The 20602-nt window shown below is 62.8% G+C and carries 15 protein-coding genes; 8 read left to right on the forward strand and 7 right to left on the reverse strand.

Features of this window, described 5'->3' with window-relative positions; translation table 11 throughout:
* Nucleotides 1–5 precede the first annotated feature (5 nt).
* On the reverse strand, nt 6–755 hold the full coding sequence (locus tag WIR04_RS08580) for an HAD-IIA family hydrolase (RefSeq protein ID WP_025327302.1): 750 nt from the start codon (nt 753–755) through the stop codon (nt 6–8).
* 200 nt (nt 756–955) lie between these two features.
* Between WIR04_RS08580 and WIR04_RS08585 the strand changes: the two genes are divergently transcribed.
* Nucleotides 956–1975 carry an adenosine deaminase gene (locus WIR04_RS08585; protein WP_338891924.1) on the forward strand — a complete coding sequence of 340 codons (1020 nt, stop codon included), beginning with the start codon at nt 956–958 and terminating at the stop codon, nt 1973–1975.
* A 70-nt stretch (nt 1976–2045) separates the two neighbouring features.
* Here the strand turns inward: WIR04_RS08585 and WIR04_RS08590 are convergent, their stop codons facing one another.
* The 4 genes from WIR04_RS08590 to WIR04_RS08605 all read right to left on the reverse strand — a co-directional run bounded on the left by WIR04_RS08590 (nt 2046) and on the right by WIR04_RS08605 (nt 7342).
* On the reverse strand, nt 2046–3167 hold the full coding sequence (locus tag WIR04_RS08590; RefSeq protein ID WP_338891926.1) for an alkene reductase: 1122 nt from the start codon (nt 3165–3167) through the stop codon (nt 2046–2048).
* A 156-nt stretch (nt 3168–3323) separates the two neighbouring features.
* Nucleotides 3324–4874 (reverse strand): TerC family protein, encoded by a 1551-nt coding sequence (locus WIR04_RS08595; protein WP_338891928.1) that lies wholly within the window; start codon nt 4872–4874, stop codon nt 3324–3326.
* A gap of 646 nt (nt 4875–5520) precedes the next feature.
* A complete protein-coding gene (locus WIR04_RS08600) occupies nt 5521–6036 on the reverse strand; it encodes a hypothetical protein (protein ID WP_338891930.1) in 516 nt (171 codons plus the stop codon).
* Nucleotides 6037–6415: 379 nt separating this feature from the next.
* A complete protein-coding gene (locus WIR04_RS08605; protein WP_025327297.1) occupies nt 6416–7342 on the reverse strand; it encodes a cation diffusion facilitator family transporter in 927 nt (308 codons plus the stop codon).
* 169 nt (nt 7343–7511) lie between these two features.
* On the opposite strand from WIR04_RS08605, the gene WIR04_RS08610 reads away from it, so the two are divergent.
* From WIR04_RS08610 to WIR04_RS08635, 6 genes are all read left to right on the forward strand, one after another.
* Complete coding sequence (locus WIR04_RS08610; RefSeq protein WP_338891933.1) at nt 7512–10574, forward strand: D-2-hydroxyglutarate dehydrogenase YdiJ; 3063 nt, start codon at nt 7512–7514, stop codon at nt 10572–10574.
* The gene (locus tag WIR04_RS08615) at nt 10574–11062 is read left to right on the forward strand and encodes a hypothetical protein (protein WP_338891935.1); all 489 of its coding nucleotides are present in this window, start codon (nt 10574–10576) and stop codon (nt 11060–11062) included. The genes WIR04_RS08610 and WIR04_RS08615 overlap by 1 nt, the downstream gene beginning before the upstream one ends.
* 102 nt (nt 11063–11164) lie before the next feature.
* Nucleotides 11165–11626, forward strand: coding sequence for a hotdog fold thioesterase (locus WIR04_RS08620; RefSeq protein WP_338891937.1), 462 nt, complete (start codon nt 11165–11167; stop codon nt 11624–11626).
* Nucleotides 11627–11806: 180 nt separating this feature from the next.
* Nucleotides 11807–13687: a DEAD/DEAH box helicase gene (locus WIR04_RS08625; protein WP_338891940.1), complete on the forward strand. Its 1881-nt coding sequence runs from the start codon at nt 11807–11809 to the stop codon at nt 13685–13687.
* A gap of 227 nt (nt 13688–13914) precedes the next feature.
* Nucleotides 13915–14832: a LysR family transcriptional regulator gene (locus tag WIR04_RS08630; protein WP_338891942.1), complete on the forward strand. Its 918-nt coding sequence runs from the start codon at nt 13915–13917 to the stop codon at nt 14830–14832.
* Between the two features lie 104 nt (nt 14833–14936).
* Nucleotides 14937–16142 carry an MFS transporter gene (locus WIR04_RS08635; RefSeq protein ID WP_338891944.1) on the forward strand — a complete coding sequence of 402 codons (1206 nt, stop codon included), beginning with the start codon at nt 14937–14939 and terminating at the stop codon, nt 16140–16142.
* Nucleotides 16143–16207: 65 nt separating this feature from the next.
* Here WIR04_RS08635 and WIR04_RS08640 read toward each other — a convergent pair whose 3' ends face one another.
* A complete protein-coding gene (locus tag WIR04_RS08640; RefSeq protein ID WP_025327290.1) occupies nt 16208–17530 on the reverse strand; it encodes a Na+/H+ antiporter family protein in 1323 nt (440 codons plus the stop codon).
* 273 nt (nt 17531–17803) lie between these two features.
* The gene (gene rnt / locus WIR04_RS08645; RefSeq protein ID WP_025327289.1) at nt 17804–18466 is read right to left on the reverse strand and encodes a ribonuclease T; all 663 of its coding nucleotides are present in this window, start codon (nt 18464–18466) and stop codon (nt 17804–17806) included.
* Nucleotides 18467–18612: 146 nt separating this feature from the next.
* On the opposite strand from rnt, the gene WIR04_RS08650 reads away from it, so the two are divergent.
* Nucleotides 18613–20586 carry a methyl-accepting chemotaxis protein gene (locus tag WIR04_RS08650; protein WP_338891947.1) on the forward strand — a complete coding sequence of 658 codons (1974 nt, stop codon included), beginning with the start codon at nt 18613–18615 and terminating at the stop codon, nt 20584–20586.
* Nucleotides 20587–20602 lie beyond the last annotated feature (16 nt).

The raw sequence follows: 20602 nt of genomic DNA on the forward strand, positions 1-20602 counted from the left end.
GGGGATCAGACGATATCGATGTCGACCACGGAGTCGAAGATGTGGTTCGGTCTGAACGGCATGCGGTCTATGTCCGCCACCTTGCTCACCCCGGAGAGCACCAGCACCGTCTCGAGGCCGGCCTGGAAGCCCGCCAGTATGTCGGTGCGCAGGTTGTCGCCGATGATGATGGTGTCGTCGGAGTGCGCCTCCATCCGGTTGAGCGCCGCGCGAATGATCCAGGCGCTCGGCTTGCCCACGTAAAACGGCTTCTTGCCGGTCATCCGCTCGATGGGGGCGCAGAGGGCGCCGCAGGCTGGGTGCATCATGGGGCCATGGGTATCGGGGTTGGTGGCGATGAAGCGGGCCCCCTGATCCACGAACTTGGCCCCCAGCTGCATCATGGTCCAGTTGTAGTTGCGAGTCTCCCCTACCACCACGAAGTCGGGGTCTATGTCGGTGATGGTGAAGCCGGCCTTGTAGAGCTCGTGAGTCAGGGCCCCTTCGCCTATCACATAGGCCTTCTTGCCATCCTGGCGCTTGAGAAAATCGGCGGTGCCCATGGCGGAGGTGTAGAAGCACTCCTCCGGCACCTCGATCCCGGCGGAGCGGAAGCGGTTTTGCAGATCTTTCTGGGTCTGGGCCGGGTAGTTGGTGAGGAACAAAAGCTTGCTGCCCTGCTCGATCAGGCGGTGAACGAAACGGTCGGCGCCGGGCACCAGATCGTTGTTGTGCAGTATGACGCCGTCGATATCGCAGATGACGTTTTTCTTCATGGATACTCCTTGTAGGGGGAGGTGGTTGCCAACCTCGAATGTCTTCAATCACTTATGGCTTTTTTGTGCCGCCATTATAAGGCGCTTTGATGACAAGTCTCCCCCGGCGCGCCAGATGGGTGCACAATGACGGCAGAGGGAGGGCGCCGCTGGTGCCTGGATTGCCTGATCCATCAGGCGCTGACGATGGAGCCGTCATCATGGAGAACTTTATTGCCGGCTTGCCCAAGCTGGAGCTGCACCTGCATATCGAGGGCACCCTCGAACCCGAGCTGATGTTTGCCCTGGGCAGACGCAACGGGGTGACCCTGCCCTGGCCCGACGTGGAGAGCCTGCGGGCCGCCTATGAGTTCGACTGCCTGCAATCCTTTCTCGATCTCTACTACCTGGGGGCCAGCGTGCTGGTCACCGAGCAGGATTTCTTCGACCTCACCTGGGCCTATCTTGAACGCTGCGCCGCCGACCAGGTGGTGCACGTGGAGATCTTCTTCGACCCCCAGACCCACAGTGCCCGGGGCATCCCCTTTGCCACCGTGCTCGGCGGCATCGAGCGGGCATTGCAGCAGGGGGAGCGGCAGCTTGGCATCAGCTGGCGCCTCATCATGAGCTTTTTGCGCCACCTGAGCGAAGAGGATGCCTTCGCCACCCTGCGCGAGGCCGAGCCTTATCTGGCGCGGCTGCACGGGGTCGGCCTCGATTCTGGCGAGCTCGGCAATCCCCCCGGCAAGTTTGCCCGGGTCTTTGCCCGGGCGAGGGCGCTGGGGCTGCCGGTGGTGGCCCACGCCGGGGAGGAGGGACCGGCGGCCTACATCTGGCAGACCATCCGGGAGCTGGCGGTGCGCCGCATCGATCACGGGGTGCGCTGCGCCGAGGATCCCGAACTGGTGCGCTATCTGGCGGATACCCGGCTGCCGCTCACCGTCTGCCCCCTCTCCAACGTGCGGCTCAAGGTGTTTGGCACCATGGCGGAACACAATGTGCTGACCCTGCTGGAGCAGGGGCTCTGCGTCACCATCAACTCGGACGATCCCGCCTATTTCGGCGGCTATCTGGGGGCCAATTTCAGGGCCCTGGTCGACGGGCTCGGCGCCACGCGGGAGCAGCTCTGCCGCCTCTCCCTCAATGGGGTGGAAGCTAGCTGGCTGAGTCTTGCCGACAAGGTGAGGCTGACCCAGGAGATCAGGGGCTATGGCGCCTGCCACGGGGTGGCCCTCTACTAGGCACCGGAGGTGCAAATAGCGCGCGCCCGCCGGTGAGGGCGGGCGCGCTGGGCTATGCCGGTTGCCAGTCTCAGGCAGGCTGCGACGCTGTCTCGGCCTGATAGACGGGGTAGTCGATGAGCCCCTGCTCGCCGCCGCCAAACAGGGTGGCGGGATCATGGGAGGCAAAGGGATAACCGTGGCGCAGCCGGTTCGGCAGATCCGGGTTTGCCACGAAGGGGCGACCGAAGCCAATCAAGTCGGCCCAGCCCGCCTGCAGCGCGGCTCTGGCCCGCTCACCGTCATATTTTCCCGCATAGATGAGGGTGTTGGGGAAGGCATCCCGCAGCCCTTGCTTGAAGCCCTCCGCCATCAGGGGGGCATCGTCCCAGTCCGCCTCGGCGATATGCAGATAGACGATGCCTATTTCCCCCAGTAGCTTCGCGGCAGCCAGATAGGTCTCCTGTGGGTTCGCATCCACTGTGCCGTTGAGGGTGGTCAGCGGCGCGAGACGCACCCCGACCCGGTCAGGCCCGATCTCGTCACTGACCGCTTGTGTCACCTCTTTCAGGAAGCGCAGCCGGTTCTCCAGGGAGCCGCCGTAGTTGTCGGTGCGGGCGTTGGATTCGGAGTCGAGGAACTGGTTGATGAGGTAGCCATTGGCGGCGTGCAGCTCTATGCCGTCAAAGCCGGCCTCCATGGCATTGCGGGCGGCCTGGCGGAACTGGCCCACCACGGCGTCTATGTCGGTCTGGGTCATGGCGCGGGGAGTGACCGTCTCCACAAAGCCGGGGGCGTCGCTGCCATTGTCGACAAAGACCTTCACCCCTTGCGCCTTGATGGCGGAGGAAGAGATGGGCTGGGCGCCGCCGATGTTGTCCGGGTGGGTGACCCGGCCCACGTGCCAGAGCTGGGCAAACATGATGCCCCCCTTGGCGTGTACCGCGTCGGTCACTCCCTTCCAGCCCGCCACCTGTTCGGCGCTGTGGATGCCCGGGGTCCAGGCATAGCCCTTGCCCAGGGGATCTATCTGGGTGCCCTCGCCGATGATGAGGCCGGCGCTCGCGCGCTGGGCGTAGTAGGTGGCCATCATGGTGTTGGCCACGTCACCGGGCTGGCTGGCGCGGGAGCGAGTCATGGGCGGCATGACGATGCGGTTGGAGAGGTGCAACTGGCCGAGGCGAAGGGGGCAGAACAGGGGATCGTGGTTCATGGTGAATTCCTCGTGTTGGGATGGAGCAGACTCTAGAGGGGATTGTCATTGTGAAAAAGAGGGGTAATTGCAGAAGAGAATTGCCATTGGCACAGCAATGAGCCCGAGGCCATGAAAAAGAGGGCCTGTTGGCCCTCTTTTCAGTGTTGCGGCAGGTCAGGCGGCGCTGGCGCCTATCGGGGTGACCCGCACCCGCTCTATCCGGCGCTCGCTCACCGCCAGCACCTCGAAGCAGAGCTGACCCAGACGCAGTTGCTGGCCGCTGGTGGGCAGACTGCCGAAGTGGGAGAGCAGCATGCCCGCTAGGGTCACGTACTCATCGCTCTCGCTCACCAGGCCGTCATGGCCCAGGGTCTGCTCTATCTGGTGGATGTTGGTGCTGCCGTTGATGAGCCAGCTCTCCCCCTCCTGGACTATGTCCGGAGTCTCATCCTCATCCGGCAACTCGCCGACGATGGCCTCCAGCAGATCGTGGTTGGTGACCAGCCCCTGGATGATGCCGAACTCGTCCGCCACCAGAATGAGGCTGCCCCTGGCCTGGCGCAGCTCCGCCAGCAGCCGGATCACGTTGATGGTCTGGGGCACTATGATGGGGTCGTTCTGCTTGGCGAGCTCGGCCAGGGACTGCCCCTCGTTGAGGGCAAACAGCAGATCCCGCGCCTTCACCACCCCGATGATCTCGTCCAGCTCACCGTCGCAGACCGGGAACAGGCTGTGGGGGGCCCGTTGCAGCAGGGCACGGATCTCGTCCGTGGAGTCATTGACGTCGATCCACTCCATCTCGGCGCGGGGAGTCATGATGGTGCGGATGGAGCGCTCGGCGAGTGACAGCACCCCGGTCACCATGTAGCGCTCTTCTTCTCCGAAGCTGATGGGACGGGGGGGATCCTGCTCCTCTTCCTCATCCTGCTGCGGGTGCTGGTTGGCCCGGCTGCCCCCCATCAGTTTGAAGATGGCGGCCGTGGTGCGCTCGCGCAGGGGCAGCCTGGATTCGTGGCGCTGGGCACTGCGCTGGGCGAGCTGGTTGAAGAACTCGATGAGCACAGAGAAGCCGATGGCCGCATAGAGATAGCCCTTGGGAATGTGGAAGCCGAAGCCCTCCGCCACCAGGCTGAGGCCTATCATCAGCAGGAAGCTCAGGCAGAGCACCACCACTGTGGGATGGGCGTTGACGAAGCGGGTCAGGGGCTTGGAGGCGATCACCATCACCACCATGGCGATGGTCACGGCCGCCATCATGACGCCCAGGTGTTCCACCATGCCGACCGCTGTGATGATGGAGTCCAGGGAGAAGACCGCATCCAGCACCAGGATCTGGGCGATCACTACCCCGAATCCGGCATAGACACCGGCCGGGCCTTGCTCCTCCGGCTTGGCCTCCAGTCGCTCATGCAGCTCTGAGGTGGCCTTGAACAGCAGGAAGAGGCCGCCGCCCATCAGGATGAGATCCCGACCCGAAAAGGGGTGATCCCAGATGTGCAGTATGGGGGTCGTGAGAGTCACGAGCCAGGACATCACGCTCAGCAGGGCGAGGCGCATGATCAGGGCCAGTGAGAGACCGATGAGCCGCGCCTTGTCCCGCTGGGCGGGGGGCAGCTTCTTCACCAGGATGGCGATGAAGACCAGGTTGTCGATCCCGAGCACTATCTCGAGGATGATCAGGGTGAACAGACCGACCCAGATAGACGGGTCCAGCAAGAATTCCATTAGGATGACCTCAATAAAAACAGACGCAGTGGATGTAGCTCACGGCAAGGGGCCGTGGCAGGGCAAGGCTCGGGTGTTTTCAGAGGCGCTGGTTGAGCAGGTACAGATAGGTTTTGATGGGGAAAAACGAAGGGCTACTTCGGGGGTTGTCCATGATGGGCAATAAAACCTCGGGTCAAAAGTGAGCCCTGATGATAACGGCTATCACCGATTTGGCAAGCACCGGGCGCACAAGTGGTGGTGGTCATCTGGCCTAAAGGGGGAGCTAGGCTGCTGGTCGGCCCATGGAGCATCTCGCGCCATATGGGGGATAACAGGGCACAAGACGCAGGCTTTGTATATATCTGCACCTCGCCAAAGTGTAACAACCTATTTCTGGCGCCTGTCATTTTGTGCTTGTTTTAATAAAGGTCAGCTCATTTGGTTATATAAGGGGGCGCGAACAGGCAGCGGCTGTATTTGGGGCGGCGACAGGGAGAGGTTATTTGAAGGGAGGCTGGCGACTCAATATAAAACTTCGAAGATGAAGACAGGGACTTTGGCACCTCAATATAAAGAGTTGAACCTGAAGACAGGGAGGCATGGCCTCCCTGTCGGTCAATCCCGCTATGTCACGGGGATCTCATATTAAGCGGTGCGAAACCCCTCATTGGCCCGTGTAGGCGGCGCCCTGAACATGGCCCTTCTTGTCACTGAGGCAGGACCAGGGAGCGTCTGCGCCCGGCACCTTGATGGTGACGCCTACCCCGGCTTCGGAGTCCATGACGTCAGTCACCTGAAGCTGAGCCTGGGGCACGTTCGTCTTCTCGGAGACCGCCTTCAGACAGGCCTTCTCCGCCGGGCTGGCAGGGCTTGCCGAGGCCGCAGGCGCTGCGGATGTGGCTGCGGGCTGGCAGACGCCCGAGCCTTGCTTGCTGTTGTAGGAGACATCGTACTGGCCCCCGGTGTTGCTGATGGAGAGGGTGACACCCGCGCCCTTGGCCTCATAGAAGTTGTCGCTGAACTTCTTGAGTTTGGCCTCCTTGCCATTGATATAGACGGGGCCACCCTCATCGCTGTGCACCTGGATCTTACCCGGGCACTCGTAATTAAGCTGGGGAAGGGCAGCACTGGCCGTGCCCGCCATGGTCAATGCAAATACTGTGATCAACACCTTTTTCATGAGACTTACCTTAACTGTTTAACAAAGTGGAATAAGAGTGTTTTTTATTGTTTGGTGGATAACAACATCACTGTATTTCGGCGCGCAGTCTGCCGTTTGTCCTTGGCCAGAACAAATAGCCGGCCTACTTAATTTTAGCAACGAAATTTTCGTAACGTTTTGTGCTGCTGAAAATGGTTATTGATTCAGGAGACTCGACAAACGGTTTTCCCTGCCAATGGTTTAAAGATTAAAAAAAAACAGCGAAATAACGGGGAGGCGAGGGGCGGCGAGAGTGAAGTGGAAGGAAATGGCGGGCGGGTTGTCGGAGGCCCTGTCTGGGACATTTGTCACGCGGGGCGACGGGGCCCCGCGTTGCATCAGGATGGCAAGCGCCGGATCAGAGCCAGCGTTTCTCGCGGGTGAAGCAGACCGAGAGCCAGGCATCCCCCAGGGTATCGCCGAGGCGGGACCAGAGCTCCTGGCGCAGGGCATCCTGGCGCTCTATGGGCCACTCCTGATCCGGGGCCACCAGGATGTTCAATTCCAGATCGAAGCGGCGGCCGCTTTTCGCCAGATGGCTGTAGCACTCTATGCCATGGCGCTGGCGCAGGGCCTCGACTTCGCTGGCAACCAGCCGGGAGACATCCCCCTTGGGGGCGATCTTCAGCACTTCCCGCAGGTTGCGGCCGAGCACCTTGATGGGGATCAGGGTGGCGCACAGGGCGAGCAGGGTGACCAGCACCGGATCTATGTAGCGGTTGTAGTGGCCGTAGCCGAGGGCGTCGAGGCCGATGGCGACCAGGAAGCCGATGAGCAGGGTGGCGCTGAGCAGGGTGTCGACCAGCCACTCCTTGGAGTCGACCCGCACCAGTTCGGAGTCGATACGCTCGGCGACGCCCGCCTCGATCCGGTAGATGATGGCGCAGAAGAAGGTGCAGACGGCGGCGTAGATGAGGGCGTGGCCAAGGTCTATCTCCCGTCCCCCTTCGAACAGGGAGGTGATGCCGCTGTAGAGGGCGCCGAGACAGAGCAGCAGTATGATGGTGCCGTTGATGACGTTGGTGATGGGCTCGAAGTGGGCGTAGCCGTACTGGAAGCGCGCATCTGAGGGGCGGGTCACCAGGTAGGCGGTGATGAGTCCGAGGCCCGTCATGCCCATGCTGAACAGGGTGAAGATGCCATCGAGCATGATGGCGTTGGAGCCGACGAACAGGCCGTAGCCGATCCCGAAGATGGCGAAGCTGATGCAGCCGAACAGTGACAGGGTCAGGGCCTGTTTCTCGGTGCGAACCAGCGTACTGATAACATGGCTGTAATGAGCCATAAAAGTCCTCCTTTCAAATGGTGAAGATTGAACGCGCAAGCGGTTTTCTAGCTGATATACTGCCCGCTCACATGTGAGCGGACTGGTTCGGGGGCCCGCAAAGAGGCAGCCCCGAACGGTCGTTGTCGCCGGAATGCCGGCATCAAGCAAAGGAAGGGAACAAGGATTCATGATCCCGAGACTCGATTACCAGGACAGTTTGTCACCTACAACCCTGCAGTTTCTTGAGTTGCTGGCGCGATCAGCATTTCGTGGTGATATCGAAAAGTCTTATGCAAGCCGGTTGGCGATGGCGACGGATAACAGCGTCTATCAGGTAGTACCTCAGGCGGTTCTCTATCCGCGCAGTGCGGACGATATTGCGGTGATGCTCAAGCTGGCTCAGGGGCCAGAGTACGCCACCTTGAGTTTCTTCCCCCGCGGCGGCGGCACCGGCACCAATGGCCAGTCCCTGGGCGGCGGCATTATCGTCGATCTCTCGCGCCATATGAACCAGATCCTGGAAATTAATCTGGAAGAGGGCTGGGTGCGCGCCCAGGCCGGGGTGGTGAAGGATCAGCTCAACGCCTACCTCAAACCTCACGGCTACTTCTTCTCGCCGGATCTCTCCACCTCCAACCGCGCCACCCTGGGGGGCATGGTCAATACCGATGCCTCGGGGCAGGGGTCCCTGGTCTACGGCAAGACCTCGGATCACGTGCTCGGCCTCAAAGCCGTGCTGGAAAACGGCGACATCATGGCGACCGAGCCGGTGACCGGCCAGCGCCTGGCGGACAAGTTGGCCCTCGAGAGCCGCGAGGGGGAGATCTACCGCACCCTCTATCGCATCGGCCGCGAGCGGCGCGCCGACATAGAGGCGACCTTCCCCAAGCTCAACCGCTTCCTGACCGGTTACGATCTCAAGCATCTTTATATCCCTGAGAGCGATACCCTGGATGTAAGCCGGGTGTTGTGCGGCTCTGAAGGGTCGCTGGGCTTCATCACCGAGGCTCGCCTCAACATCACCCCCATTCCGCGCTACCGCACCCTCGTCAACGTCAAGTACGACAGCTTCCCCTCGGCCCTGCGTAATGCCCCCTTCATGGTGCAGGCTCATGCCCTGTCGGTGGAGACGGTTGACTCCCGAGTGCTCGGGCTGGCCCGTGCCGACATCATCTGGCACTCGGTGAAAGACCTCATCCAGGACGTGCCCGGCAAGGACTTGCAGGGGCTCAACATTGTCGAGTTTGCGGACACCGACGAAGCCGAGCACAAGGCCAAGGTGGCTGAGTTGTGCCGTCGTATCGACGGCCTGCTGGGCAAGGGGGAGGCGGGGATCATCGGCTATCAGGTGTGCGACCACCTGCCGAGCATCGAGACCATCTACGGCATGCGCAAGAAGTCGGTGGGGCTGCTTGGCAACGCCGAAGGGCGCAAGAAGCCGGTGGCCTTCACCGAAGACACCGCCGTACCGCCGGAATCCCTGGCGGACTTCATCATGGAGTTTCGTGCCCTGCTGGACGGCCACGGCCTCGACTACGGCATGTTTGGCCACGTGGATGCGGGGGTGCTGCACGTGCGCCCGGCGCTGGACCTGTGCGACCCCGAGCAGGAGGTGTTGCTGCGACGCATCTCGGATCAGGTGGTGGCCCTTACCGCCAAATATGGCGGCCTGATGTGGGGGGAGCACGGCAAGGGTTTCCGCTCCGAATACAGCCCCGCCTTCTTCGGCGAGCTGTGGGAAGAGCTGCAGCGGGTCAAGGGCGCCTTCGATCCCGCCAACCGCATCAACCCGGGCAAGATCTGCATCCCTTATGGCAGCGGCGCTTCGCTTGTGTCGGTGGACGGGCCCAAGCGCGGCAAGTTTGACCGCCAGATCCCGATCGCGGTGCGGGAGAGCTACACCCGCGCCATGGACTGCAACGGCAACGGCCTCTGCTTCACCTTCGAGACCGACTCCCCCATGTGCCCCTCGGTCAAGATCAGCCGCGACCGCCGCCACTCCCCCAAGGGGCGTGCCGGGCTGATGCGTGAATGGCTGCGCCAGATGGCGGAGCAGGGGTTCGACCCGCTCGCGCAAGAGGTGGCCCTGCAAAGCGGCGGCTTGTCTATCAAGGCCATCATCGACAAGGCGCGCAACACCCTGGCCCGCGCTCGCGGCCAGTATGACTTCTCCCACGAGGTGATGGAGGCGATGGAAGGCTGTCTGGCATGTAAAGCCTGTACCAGCCAGTGCCCCATCAAGGTGGATGTGCCCACCTTCCGCGCCCGTTTCATGCAGCTCTACCACAGCCGCTATCTGCGCGGCCCCAAGGATTACTTCGTCGGCACCGTCGAAGCTTACGCACCGCTGCTGGCCAGGGCGCCCAAGCTGGTCAACTTCTTCCTGGAGAAAGAGTGGGCCCAGAAGGCGACCGAGAAGAGCATCGGCATGGTGGATGTGCCACTCCTGAGCATTCCCACCCTGGCCGAGGAGCTGCGTGATCACAAGGCTCGCTATTTCGATCTGCCGGGCCTCGAGGCCATGAGCCCCGAGCAGCGCCGACAAGTGGTACTCATAGTGCAGGATCCCTTCACCAGCTACTACGACGCCCCCGTGGTGCGGGACCTGGTGAAGCTCGCCAGCAAGCTGGGCTATCAGCCCTACCTGCTGCCCTTCAAGCCCAACGGCAAGCCCCAGCACGTGAAGGGCTTCCTGCGTGCCTTTGCCCGCACCGCGGCCAACAGTGCCCAGTTCCTCAACAAGGTGGCGGCGCTGGGCATCCCCATGGTGGGAGTGGATCCCTCCCTGGTGCTCTGCTATCGCGATGAGTACGTCAAGGCCCTGGGCTCCGCCCGCGGCGACTTCCAGGTGCTGCTGCCTCAGGAGTGGCTGCTCTCTCTTCCTGCCCCGCACGTCAGGGCCGCAGCGGAAGAGCCGGGGGAGGCCGAGCCCTGGTATCTGTTTGCCCACTGCACCGAGAAGACCGCCAAGCCCTCGACCCACGGCGACTGGGGTACCCTGTTTGGCCGCTTCGGCGCCAAGTTGCAGCCGGTGTCGGTCGGCTGCTGCGGCATGGCCGGCACCTATGGCCACGATGCCAAACAGGTGGAGAATTCCAAGGGGATCTATGGCCTCAGCTGGGCCGAGCCCCTGGCACGCCTGCCCAAGGATCGCTGTCTGGCCACCGGCTATTCGTGCCGCAGCCAGGTCAAGCGGATGGAGGGGGAGAAACTCAAGCATCCGCTGCAGGCGCTGCTGGAACTGCTCTGATGCTGCGCTTTCCCAAGCGGTTTCGGGTGCCGCAAGCCTATCGGCACCCGCACTTCCTGCTGCTGCCGGTCAACCCGACCCAGGCAGTGGTGGAGTTTGTCGCCATGCTGCGCGAGCGGGAGCAGCTTCATCAGCTGTTTCGCCCGGATGATGTCTGGCCCTCGGCCCAGTTCAGCCTGAGCCAGCACGAGGCCGATCTGGAGTGGCAGTGCTCGGAGTTTCTCGCCAAGCGATCCTTTGCCTATGGCCTCTGGAGCCCGGGGCGGGAGCCCGAGTTTTGGGGGGGTGTCTATCTCTACCCTTCGGTGCTGCCGGAGGTGGAGGTGGAGCTCTTCTTCTGGAAGGTGGCCGAGGCTCCCCTCGCTGACGCCGTGCTGGAGGCCGAGCTGCGCGCCTGGCTGGGCAAGGTGTGGCACTGGCATCACCCGCGCCTGCCGGGGCGTGAGGTGCCCTGGGCCGAGTGGCCCGGGGTGACCTACCCCTGGTGACGCAAGGTACTTGTCAAGATGCCCCGGTTCGGGGCATCTTTTTTCTTCTTCGCCGACACGGCTCGTGTCCAACCCATTGATCACATAAGGAGTCTGCTCGCCATGAGCCAAGAAAGCACCCCCATCTGGCGCAAGCCCATGAGCCTCGAAGGGCTCAATGCCAGCTCCCGCAACACCCTGATGGCCCACCTTGGTATCCTCTATACCGCCTTTGGGCCCGACTGGCTCGAGGCCAGCATGCCGGTGGATCACCGTACCCATCAGCCCCTCGGCATGCTTCACGGCGGCGCCTCTGTGGTGCTGGCGGAGACGCTGGGGTCGCTGGCCGCCAATATGGCGGTGGGGGAGGATAGCTACTGCGTGGGACTGGAGGTGAACGCCAACCACCTGCGTGCCAAACGGGAAGGGGTGGTGACGGGGCGTTGCTCGCCACTGCATCTGGGGGCCACGACCCAGGTGTGGCAGATTGAAATTAGGGACGAACGTGGGCGTTTCTTGTGCACCAGCAGACTGACCATGGCGGTGCTCAAACACAAGCGGGACAAGGACTCCGGCGAGGAGTGATCTGCAATAACGCACCATGGGTGCAAAATAAGCAAGCCATAGTCGCGAGATCCCTCTATAATTGCCAACGTCTTGAGAGGCTTATCACATTTTTCAAGACAGCAGAACAAAGTGGCGCTATAATCGCCGCCTTTTTGCTATTCCGCGGTGTTAGCCGCCTGCCTTAATCTGGAAGAATCTATGTCTGATACCGAACAACTGCCCCTTTTTAGTGAGCTTGGACTGGCCGCGCCTGTATTGAAAGCGCTGCAGGACGTGGGCTATGAGCGCCCGTCACCGATCCAGGCCGCAGCAATTCCCCACCTGATGGCGGGACACGATCTGCTGGGGCAGGCGCAAACCGGTACAGGGAAGACCGCTGCTTTTGCCTTGCCTCTGTTGTCTCGTCTGGAAGCTGGTAACCGTAACACCCAGATTTTGGTGCTGGCACCGACCCGTGAGCTGGCGCTGCAAGTTGCCGAGGCGTGCCAACGTTACGCCAAGCACATGCCTGACTTCCATGTACTGCCGATCTACGGTGGTTCCTCTTACGAAACCCAGACCCGCGCCCTGCGCCGTGGTGCCCAGGTGGTCGTGGGTACCCCTGGCCGTGTGATGGACCTGATCCGTCGCAAGAACCTGGACCTCTCTGGCCTGAAAGCCCTGGTACTGGACGAAGCCGATGAAATGCTGCGTATGGGCTTCATCGACGACGTGGACTGGATCATGGAACAGTGCCCGGCCACCCGTCAGGTTGCCCTGTTCTCTGCCACCATGCCGGACCAGATCCGCCGTGTTGCCCAGAAGCACCTGAAGCAGCCCAAAGAGATCAAGATCATCACCAAGACGTCCACTGCACCGACCATCCGCCAGCGCTACTGGCAGGTAACAGGTCTGCACAAGCTGGACGCCATGACCCGTCTGCTGGAAGTCGAGCCGTACGAAGCCGTACTGGTCTTCGTGCGCACCAAGAACGCCGCCGAAGAGCTGGCCAGCAAACTGGCCGCCCGTGGTCACGCCTGTGAAGCCCTGCACGGCGACATCCCGCAGAAGCTGCGTGAGCGTACCGTCGACAAGCTGCGTCAAGGCCAGCTGGACATCCTGATCGCCACCGACGTCGTCGCCCGTGGTCTGGACGTCGAGCGCATCACCCACGTGGTGAACTACGACATTCCGTACGACACCGAATCCTACGTTCACCGTATCGGCCGTACCGGCCGTGCCGGTCGCAAGGGTGAGGCCATCCTGTTCGTGGCTCCCCGCGAGCGCCGCATGCTGCGCGCCATCGAGCACGCCACTCGCCAGGCCATCGAGCCGATGAAGATGCCGAGCACCGAGGACATCAACCAGCACCGCATGACCAAGTTCAAGGAGCGCATCCGGGAAACCATGATGGGCGAAGAGCTTGAGATCTACGTGAATTTGGTGAACGAGCTGATCGAAGAAGATTCTGCCGATCCGCTGGAGTTGGCTGCCGCCCTGGCCAAGCTGGTGCAGGGTGACCAACCGCTGCTGCTGGATGACTCCATCACTGAACCGGCAAGCGATCGTGCTGGCCGTGAGTTCGAGCGCCGTGACTTCGGTGATCGTGCTCCCCGTGATTTCGGTGACCGTGGCGATCGTCCTGCCCGTCGCATGCCGTCCCTGGAGCCGCGCCCGCTCAAAGACAATCCTGACGTAGAGATGGAGCGTTACCGCGTAGACGTGGGTGCCCATCACGGCGTCAAGCCGGGCCAGATCGTGGGCGCCATCGCCAACGAAGCGAACATCGAGAGCCGTTTCATCGGCAACATCGACATCGCCGATGACTTCTCCACCGTCGATCTGCCCAAGGGCATGACCGCCGATGTGCTGGAAGTGATCAAGAAGGCCCGTGTCTGTCAGCGTCCGCTGATGATCACCCGCTACACCGAGGTGCCGGCCGGCAGCAACACTGCTCCCCGTCCGCCCCGCAGCGATCGTCCCTTCAACAAGGATCGCCGCCCCAGCGGTGACCGTCCGTTCAACAAGAGCGGGGAGCGCCGTGAAGGTGGCTTCAACAAGGATCGCAAGTTCGGTGGCAACAAGCGCCGCGACAGCTAAGTCCAGATCTGATTGATGAAAGGCCGCTCCATGAGCGGCCTTTTTTGTGCGCCTCGTTCGGACAAGAGTTCCGGCAAGAGCATTGCGCAAGGCGCCGAGGACGGCCCCAGTGCCAGTTCGGGCTGGGCAGAGGTGCGGCCGAGGGGGCAGGATGTTACCTTGTGCAACTGGGTGTCGGCGGTCGCAAGATACACGCCGCCGGGCGGTGACGGACAGGGGAGAGACGGATGGATAGATTGGGGGTGATGGAGGTCTTCGTGCTGGCGGTGGAGACCGGCTCTTTCTCGGCGGTGGGACGACGGCTGGGGCTGGGTCAACCCACTGTCTCCAAGCTGATTGCCCAGCTGGAGGAGCGTCTTGGCAGCCGCCTGCTGCTGCGCTCGACCCGTGGTCTGGCTCCCACCGAGGCGGGGGAGGCCTATTATCGGCGCGCCAGGGAGATATTGGCGCAGGTCAGCGAGGCCGACGCCATGGTGCAGCAGTGCCGGGCTGGTCTGAGCGGTCGCTTGCGGGTGAGCGCGCCCGTCACCTTCGCCCGCCTGCATATCATCCCGTACCTGTCGGATTTTCTCGGTGATCACCCCGGGCTGGAGCTCGAGATCCTGCTGGATGATGGCAACGTCGATCTCATCTCGGCCGGCATCGATGTCGCCTTGCGGCTCGGGGAGCAGGCAGATTCGGCGCTGGTGGCCCGTCGCCTCTCCCGCTGCGAGATGCGGGTGCTGGGCACTCCGGCCTACTTTGCGGCCAGGGGCATGCCGGCCTCCCCCCAGGGGTTGCAGGATCACGATCTGGTGCTCTACAGCCCCAAGCCCGGCATGGGGCAGCAGTGGCTGTTTTGCCGGGAGGACGAACGGATTGCGGTGCGAGGCCGGGGACGGTTGACGCTCTCGGCCGCCGAGGGGATGAGGGCCGCCGTGCTGGCGGGGCTCGGGCTCGGCATCGCCTCCGAGTGGATGTTCGCTCCCGAGCTTGCCCGGGGGGAGGTGGTGGTGGCGCTGCCGGGGTGGCAATTGCCGACGCTGGAGCTCTGGACCCTGCTGCCGGCAGGTCGCGAACTCAGCGCCAAGGGGCGCGCCTTCCTGACCTTCGTGGCCGGGCTGCCCATCGTGGGGCAGGGGCCGGAGCATGCTGGGGTGGAATAGGTGTTATGGCGGTGCGCCTGCTACTGCCGCCCCGTGTCCATGGGTAGGCTGTGTTCATCCAGCCCGTGCCTGCACGGGGTTCATTCATCTATGAGGATGACATCATGAGTTCATCAGTCTCCACCGAGCGGGCCGCCATGGCCAACAGCACGCCCGGCCCCGCCCTGGTCTTTGCCATGGCCCTCTCCTGCGGTCTGGCGGTCGCCAACATCTATTACAACCAGCCCATGCTGGCGGTGATGGCACAGGATTTTCCCGGCCAATCCGCCATCCCCCTGATCGCCATGCTGACCCAGCTCGGTTATGCGGCCGGCCTGTTGCTGCTGGTACCGCTCGGGGATGTCGTCGAGCGTCGCTGGCTCATTCTGGGGCAGTTCGTGCTGATTGCTCTGGCCTCCACTATGGCAGCCGTGGCCACGGGGGCGACCATGTTGATGCTGGCCTCCGTCCTGCTCGGGATAGGCGCCACGGCGGCCCAGCAGATAGTGCCGGTGGCGGCCACTCTGGCCGACCCGGCCAGGCGGGGGGCCGTGGTCGGCAGCGTGATGAGCGGCCTGCTGGCCGGGATCCTGCTCAGCCGTACGTTGGCGGGTCTTGTCACCGCCTATGGAAGCTGGCGGGCCATGTTCTGGTGCGGGGTGCCACTGGCCCTGCTGGGGGGGCTGCTGATGGCCCGGATGATCCCGCTGGGGTTGCCTCGCTCCACCCTGAGTTATGCCCGGCTGCTGCACTCCCTCATCGGCTTGTGGCGCCAAGAGCCCGCCTTGCGTCGCGCCACCTTGACCCAGGCCATGCTGTTTTCCTCCTTCAGTGCCTTCTGGACTGTGCTGGCCTTCTACCTCGCCGATCCCGCCTACGGACTCGGTGCCGAGGTCGCCGGGCTGTTCGGGGTGATAGGCGTGGCGGGCGTGGTGGCTGCCCCGTTGGCAGGACGGATGGCCGACAGGCTGGGAGCAAGGCCCGTGGTGCTGGTGGGCGCCCTGTTGGTGGTACTGGCCTGGATCCTGTTCGAGACATGGCTCTCCCTGGTCGGGCTGGCGCTCGGGGTCATCTTGCTGGATCTGGGTGTGCAGAGTGCACTCGTCGCCCATCAGCAGCTTATTTATGGCCTCAGAGCCGAGGCGAGGGGGCGGGTCAATACCCTCTTCATGACGGGCATGTTCCTGGGGGGAACCCTGGGCTCAAGCCTGGCCATGCTGGCCTGGCAGCAGGGGAGCTGGGTCGGTGTGGGTTGGGTGGGCCTCGCGCTGGCGCTGATGGCCTGCTTGACCGCCTTCGCCGGGAGGCGGACTCTGCAACCGGCCTCCTGAGACGAGCGCCGGAGACAATAAAGGCGACCCTGGGGTCGCCTTTCGTCTGCCTGCGCGGCGCCGTGTCAGAGTACCATGGCGGCTATCCAGCCGAAGATCACCAGCGGGATGTTGTAGTGGATGAAGGTGGGCACCACGCTGTCCCAGATGTGGTCGTGCTGACCGTCGGCGTTGAGGCCCGAGGTGGGGCCCAGGGTCGAATCGGAGGCGGGGGAGCCCGCATCCCCCAGCGCACCGGCGGTCCCCACCAGGGCGATGGTCGCCATGGGGGAGAAGCCGAGGTGGATGCACAGCGGCACATAGATGGTGGCGATGATGGGCACAGTGGAGAAGGAAGAGCCTATCCCCATGGTGATGAGCAGACCCACCAGCAACATCAGGAAGGCGGCCAGCCCCTTCTGATCGCCGATCATGGCGGAGACGGACTGTACCAGGCTCTCCACCCCATGGGTCTCCTTCATCACGGCGGCGAAGCCAGCGGCGGAGATCATGATGAAGCCGATGAGGGACATCATGCGCACGCCCTGGGTGAAGGCGTCCTGGCTCTCGCGAAACTTGATGACGCCACCGCAGGTGAAGATGATGAAACCGGCGAGAGCCCCCAGCACTATGCTGTTGGTCATCAGCTGCAGCCCCAGGGCGACGGCGATGGCTAGCAGGGCGACCCAGATGTGGTTGAGGTTCAGCTCGACGGTTTCCGGCTCGGCGGCCAGGATCTTCTCCAGATCATACTGACGCGGCTTGCGGTAGCTGAAGAAGACCGCCACCAGCAGCCCGACGAACATGCCGAGTACCGGAATGGCCATCGCCAGCGGCAGTTGGCTGAACTCGACTGCCACCCCGTTGTCGATGAGGTTCTTGGCCAGGATGTTGTTGAGGAAGATGCCACCAAAACCTACCGGCAGCAGCATGTAGGTCGCGGTCAGGCCGAAGGTGATGACGCAGGCCACCTGGCGGCGATCGATCTGCATCTGGGCCATGACATGCAACAGTGGCGGGATCAGGATGGGAATGAAGGCGATGTGGACCGGGATCAGGTTCTGGGAGGAGATGGAGACCCCCAGTACCGAGGTGAGCAGCAGGCTCTTGACCCAGAGAATGCGGGACGAACTGGCATCCTTGCCGAGCTGGCTGATCACCTTGCGGGCCAGCAAGTCGGTGATCCCGGAGCGGGAGATGGCCACCGCGAAGGCCCCCAGCATGGCGTAGGAGAGGGCGATTTCGGCGCCGCCACCCAGTCCGCCGGTGAAGGTGCTGAGGGTCTGTTCGAGGGAGAGGCCGCCGAGCAGGCCGCCGACGATGGCGCCGATGGCGAGAGAGACCACCACATTGATCCGCAGCAGGCTGAGCACCAGCATCAGCGCCACCGCGATAACAACAGGATTCATTTGATTTCCTTATAGATTGTGTTGCTGTCTGTCGGGGGAAAGTCAGCTAGTTTGCGAAAAACGTGACAAATGTCGAGAAAAAAAACGGCAAAATGGCCTCTTCACGGCATTCCTGCCGTGCTTATCCAGCGTTGTCGGGATGGAATGCTGAAAACGGTGCTGGATGACCCTGTTTATGCCGCTCTGGTCAAACCAGCTGCCCGGCGGCGGCTCCCCTTACGACCTCATGGAAAGAGGCTGCCAAGGCAGCCTCTTTCTCATGCCCCAATGGCACTACTGGGGGTTGTCATCGGTGGGCACGTCCTCCGGAGTGGCCAGGGGCCAACCCCCCAGGCTCTTCCAGCGGTTGACGATATGACAGAACAGCTCGGTGGTGCGCTCGGTGTCATAGAGGGCGGAGTGGGCCTCTTTGTTGTCAAAGGGGATGTTCGCGCTCTGACAGGCCTTGGCCAGCACCGTCTGTCCCAGGGCCAGGCCCGAGAGGGCCGCGGTGTCGAAGGTGGCGAAGGGGTGGAACGGATTGCGCTTGAGACCGGCCCGTTCGGCGGCGGCCATCACGAAGCCGTGATCGAAGGTGGCGTTGTGGGCCACTATGATGGCCCGGCCGCAGTCGCTCTCCTTCATGCCCTTGCGCACCCCCTTGAAGATCTCGGTGAGTGCTTCCTTCTCGTCCACGGCGCCGCGCAGTGGATTGAAGGGGTCTATGCCGGTGAACTCCAGCGCGGCCTTCTCCAGATTGGCCCCTTCGAATGGCGCCACATGAAAATGGAAGATCTGATCGGGCATGAGCCAGCCCTGCTCATCCATCTTGAGGGTATAGGCGGCGATCTCCAGCAGGGCATCGGTCTTGGCATTGAATCCGGCGGTTTCAACATCGATGACGACGGGGTAAAAGCCACGAAAACGGCCCTTGAGGGTGTGAACGGCGTCGGTCATGGTATCTCGGTCGGCGTGAAAGGAGGCGGCATTATGGCAAAAAAGCCGGCCCTTGTCCCTCCTGCGCCGCCATGGTCAAGCCAACTGGTTCTATTAAAAGCAGTTGTGCTTATAATTGGCCACTTCAACCATGGAGGGGAGAGGCGATGAAGAAGCTGGGATTGGCGCACAAGATGTTGCTGGTGGTCTGTCTGCCACTGTTGGCCCTGCTGTTTTTTTCCGGTCGATACGTCTATGAGCGTTATCGGGTCGAGCAGGAGATGAGCCAGGCACAGGCTGCACTCGGGGTGGTGCGGGAGGCGGCGCAGCTTGCCCATGAGCTGCAAAAGGAGCGCGGCATGTCGGCCGGCTTCCTCGGCTCTGGCGGCAACAAGTTCCGTGATGCCCTGCCTGCCCAGCGCAAGGTGGTCGACACCCTGCTGGCGGGTTTTCATCAGGAGCCTGCCTTGCTGGCCTTGTCCGAGGTGCAGCAGGCGCTGGCGGGGCTCACCGCCATGCGTGAGCGGGTTGGCGCCCTGGGAGTCGAGGTGGCGGAGCAGGTTGGCTTCTATACCCGTCTCATCACCCAGCTGCTGGCCGTGGTGGATCAGGTCAGCATCCGCAGTCAGGATGCCACCATAGCGCTGCAGACCAATGCCTACGCCGCCTTCTTGCAGAGCAAGGAACGCATGGGGTTGGAGCGGGCGACCCTGAGCAATGTGTTCGCACGAGACAGCTTCACCCCGGCGCTGTTGCAGCAGTTCATCTCCCTCCTTGCCGCCCAGAACACCTATCTCGAACGTTTCCAGGCGGTGGCGAGTCCGTCCCAGCGCCAGCTGCTGGCCGACAGCCTGGCTTCTCCCGTGGTGGCCAAGGTGGCCGACATGGAAAAACTGGCGTTGGAGAAGGCGGCCGGCGGCGGCTTTGGGGTTGATGCCGAAGCCTGGTTTGCCTTGAGTACCGACAAGATAAGCCTGCTCAAGGAGAGTGAGGATCGCCTCTATCAACAGTTGTACGATCGGGTTGAGCAGATGCGGGCCCGGAGTGCCAGCGACTTCTGGTGGGCCGCCCTTGGCGTACTGCTGTGTGTGGTCCTGACCAGCGCCATCTGCTGGCGGGTGGTGCGCGACCTGCATCTGGGGTTCCTGGCGTTGCATCACACCTTCAAACGGCTGGTGCAGGAGAACGATCTGACGGTGCGGGTCAACTGGCGATCCGGCGATGAACTGGGGGCGTTGGCGCAGGATCTGAACCGCTTCCTCGAACATCTGGAAGGCCTGTTGCTGGCGGTACGCCGCTCCTGTGACGTGCTGGCTCGCAGCGCCGCTGCCTCGGCAGGGGTGATTGCCCAGGTCAATGCCGGTGTAGTCAAGGGCGTTGGCCAGGTGGATCTGGTCGCCACCGCCGCGACCGAGATGGCCTCGACGGTGGCAGAGATTGCCCGCAATGCCACCCAGACCTCGCTGGCGACCCAGCAGGCCATCGGACGTGCCCATCAGGGTGACAAGGAGGTAGACCAGACCATCGACGCCATCCAGCTGGTGGCGGGTACCCTGGTCGATACCCAGCAGTTGGTGGACAACCTGCATCGGGAGACGGAGTCGGTCGGCGAGGCGCTCAACCTCATCAAGCAGATCTCGGACAGAACCAATCTGCTGGCCCTCAACGCCGCCATCGAGGCGGCCCGCGCCGGTGAGTCCGGTCGCGGTTTTGCGGTGGTGGCGGAGGAGGTGAGAGCGCTGGCCTCGCGCACTCAACAGGCGGCGGATGACATCGCGCAGATGCTGGCCCGTCTGCGCCAGGGTGCCAGCCAGGCGGTGACGGCGATGCACCTGGGCACCGAGCAGGCGGGGTTGAGTGTCACTGAAGCGAAACGGGCAGGCAGCGAGCTGACCGATATCGTCAAGGAAGTGCGCAAGGTGAACGACATGACCGCCCAGGTGGCGACCGCCACCGAGGAGCAACGTTATGTGACCGACGATATCCAGCACAATGTGCTGACCATTCGGGAGGTCTATGAGGCCCACCGCCTGCACTCGGAGACCCTGCAGCAAAACAGTGTCGAGCTGGATCAACTGGCCCGGGATCTGACGGCCCGCATCTCCAGCTTCAAGCTGATGGAGCGCCCCGCTCCCCATTGAGGGTTTTGCCCTAAAG

Origin of the sequence: Aeromonas rivipollensis (assembly GCF_037811135.1) — a bacterium.
GTDB lineage: Bacteria > Pseudomonadota > Gammaproteobacteria > Enterobacterales > Aeromonadaceae > Aeromonas > Aeromonas rivipollensis.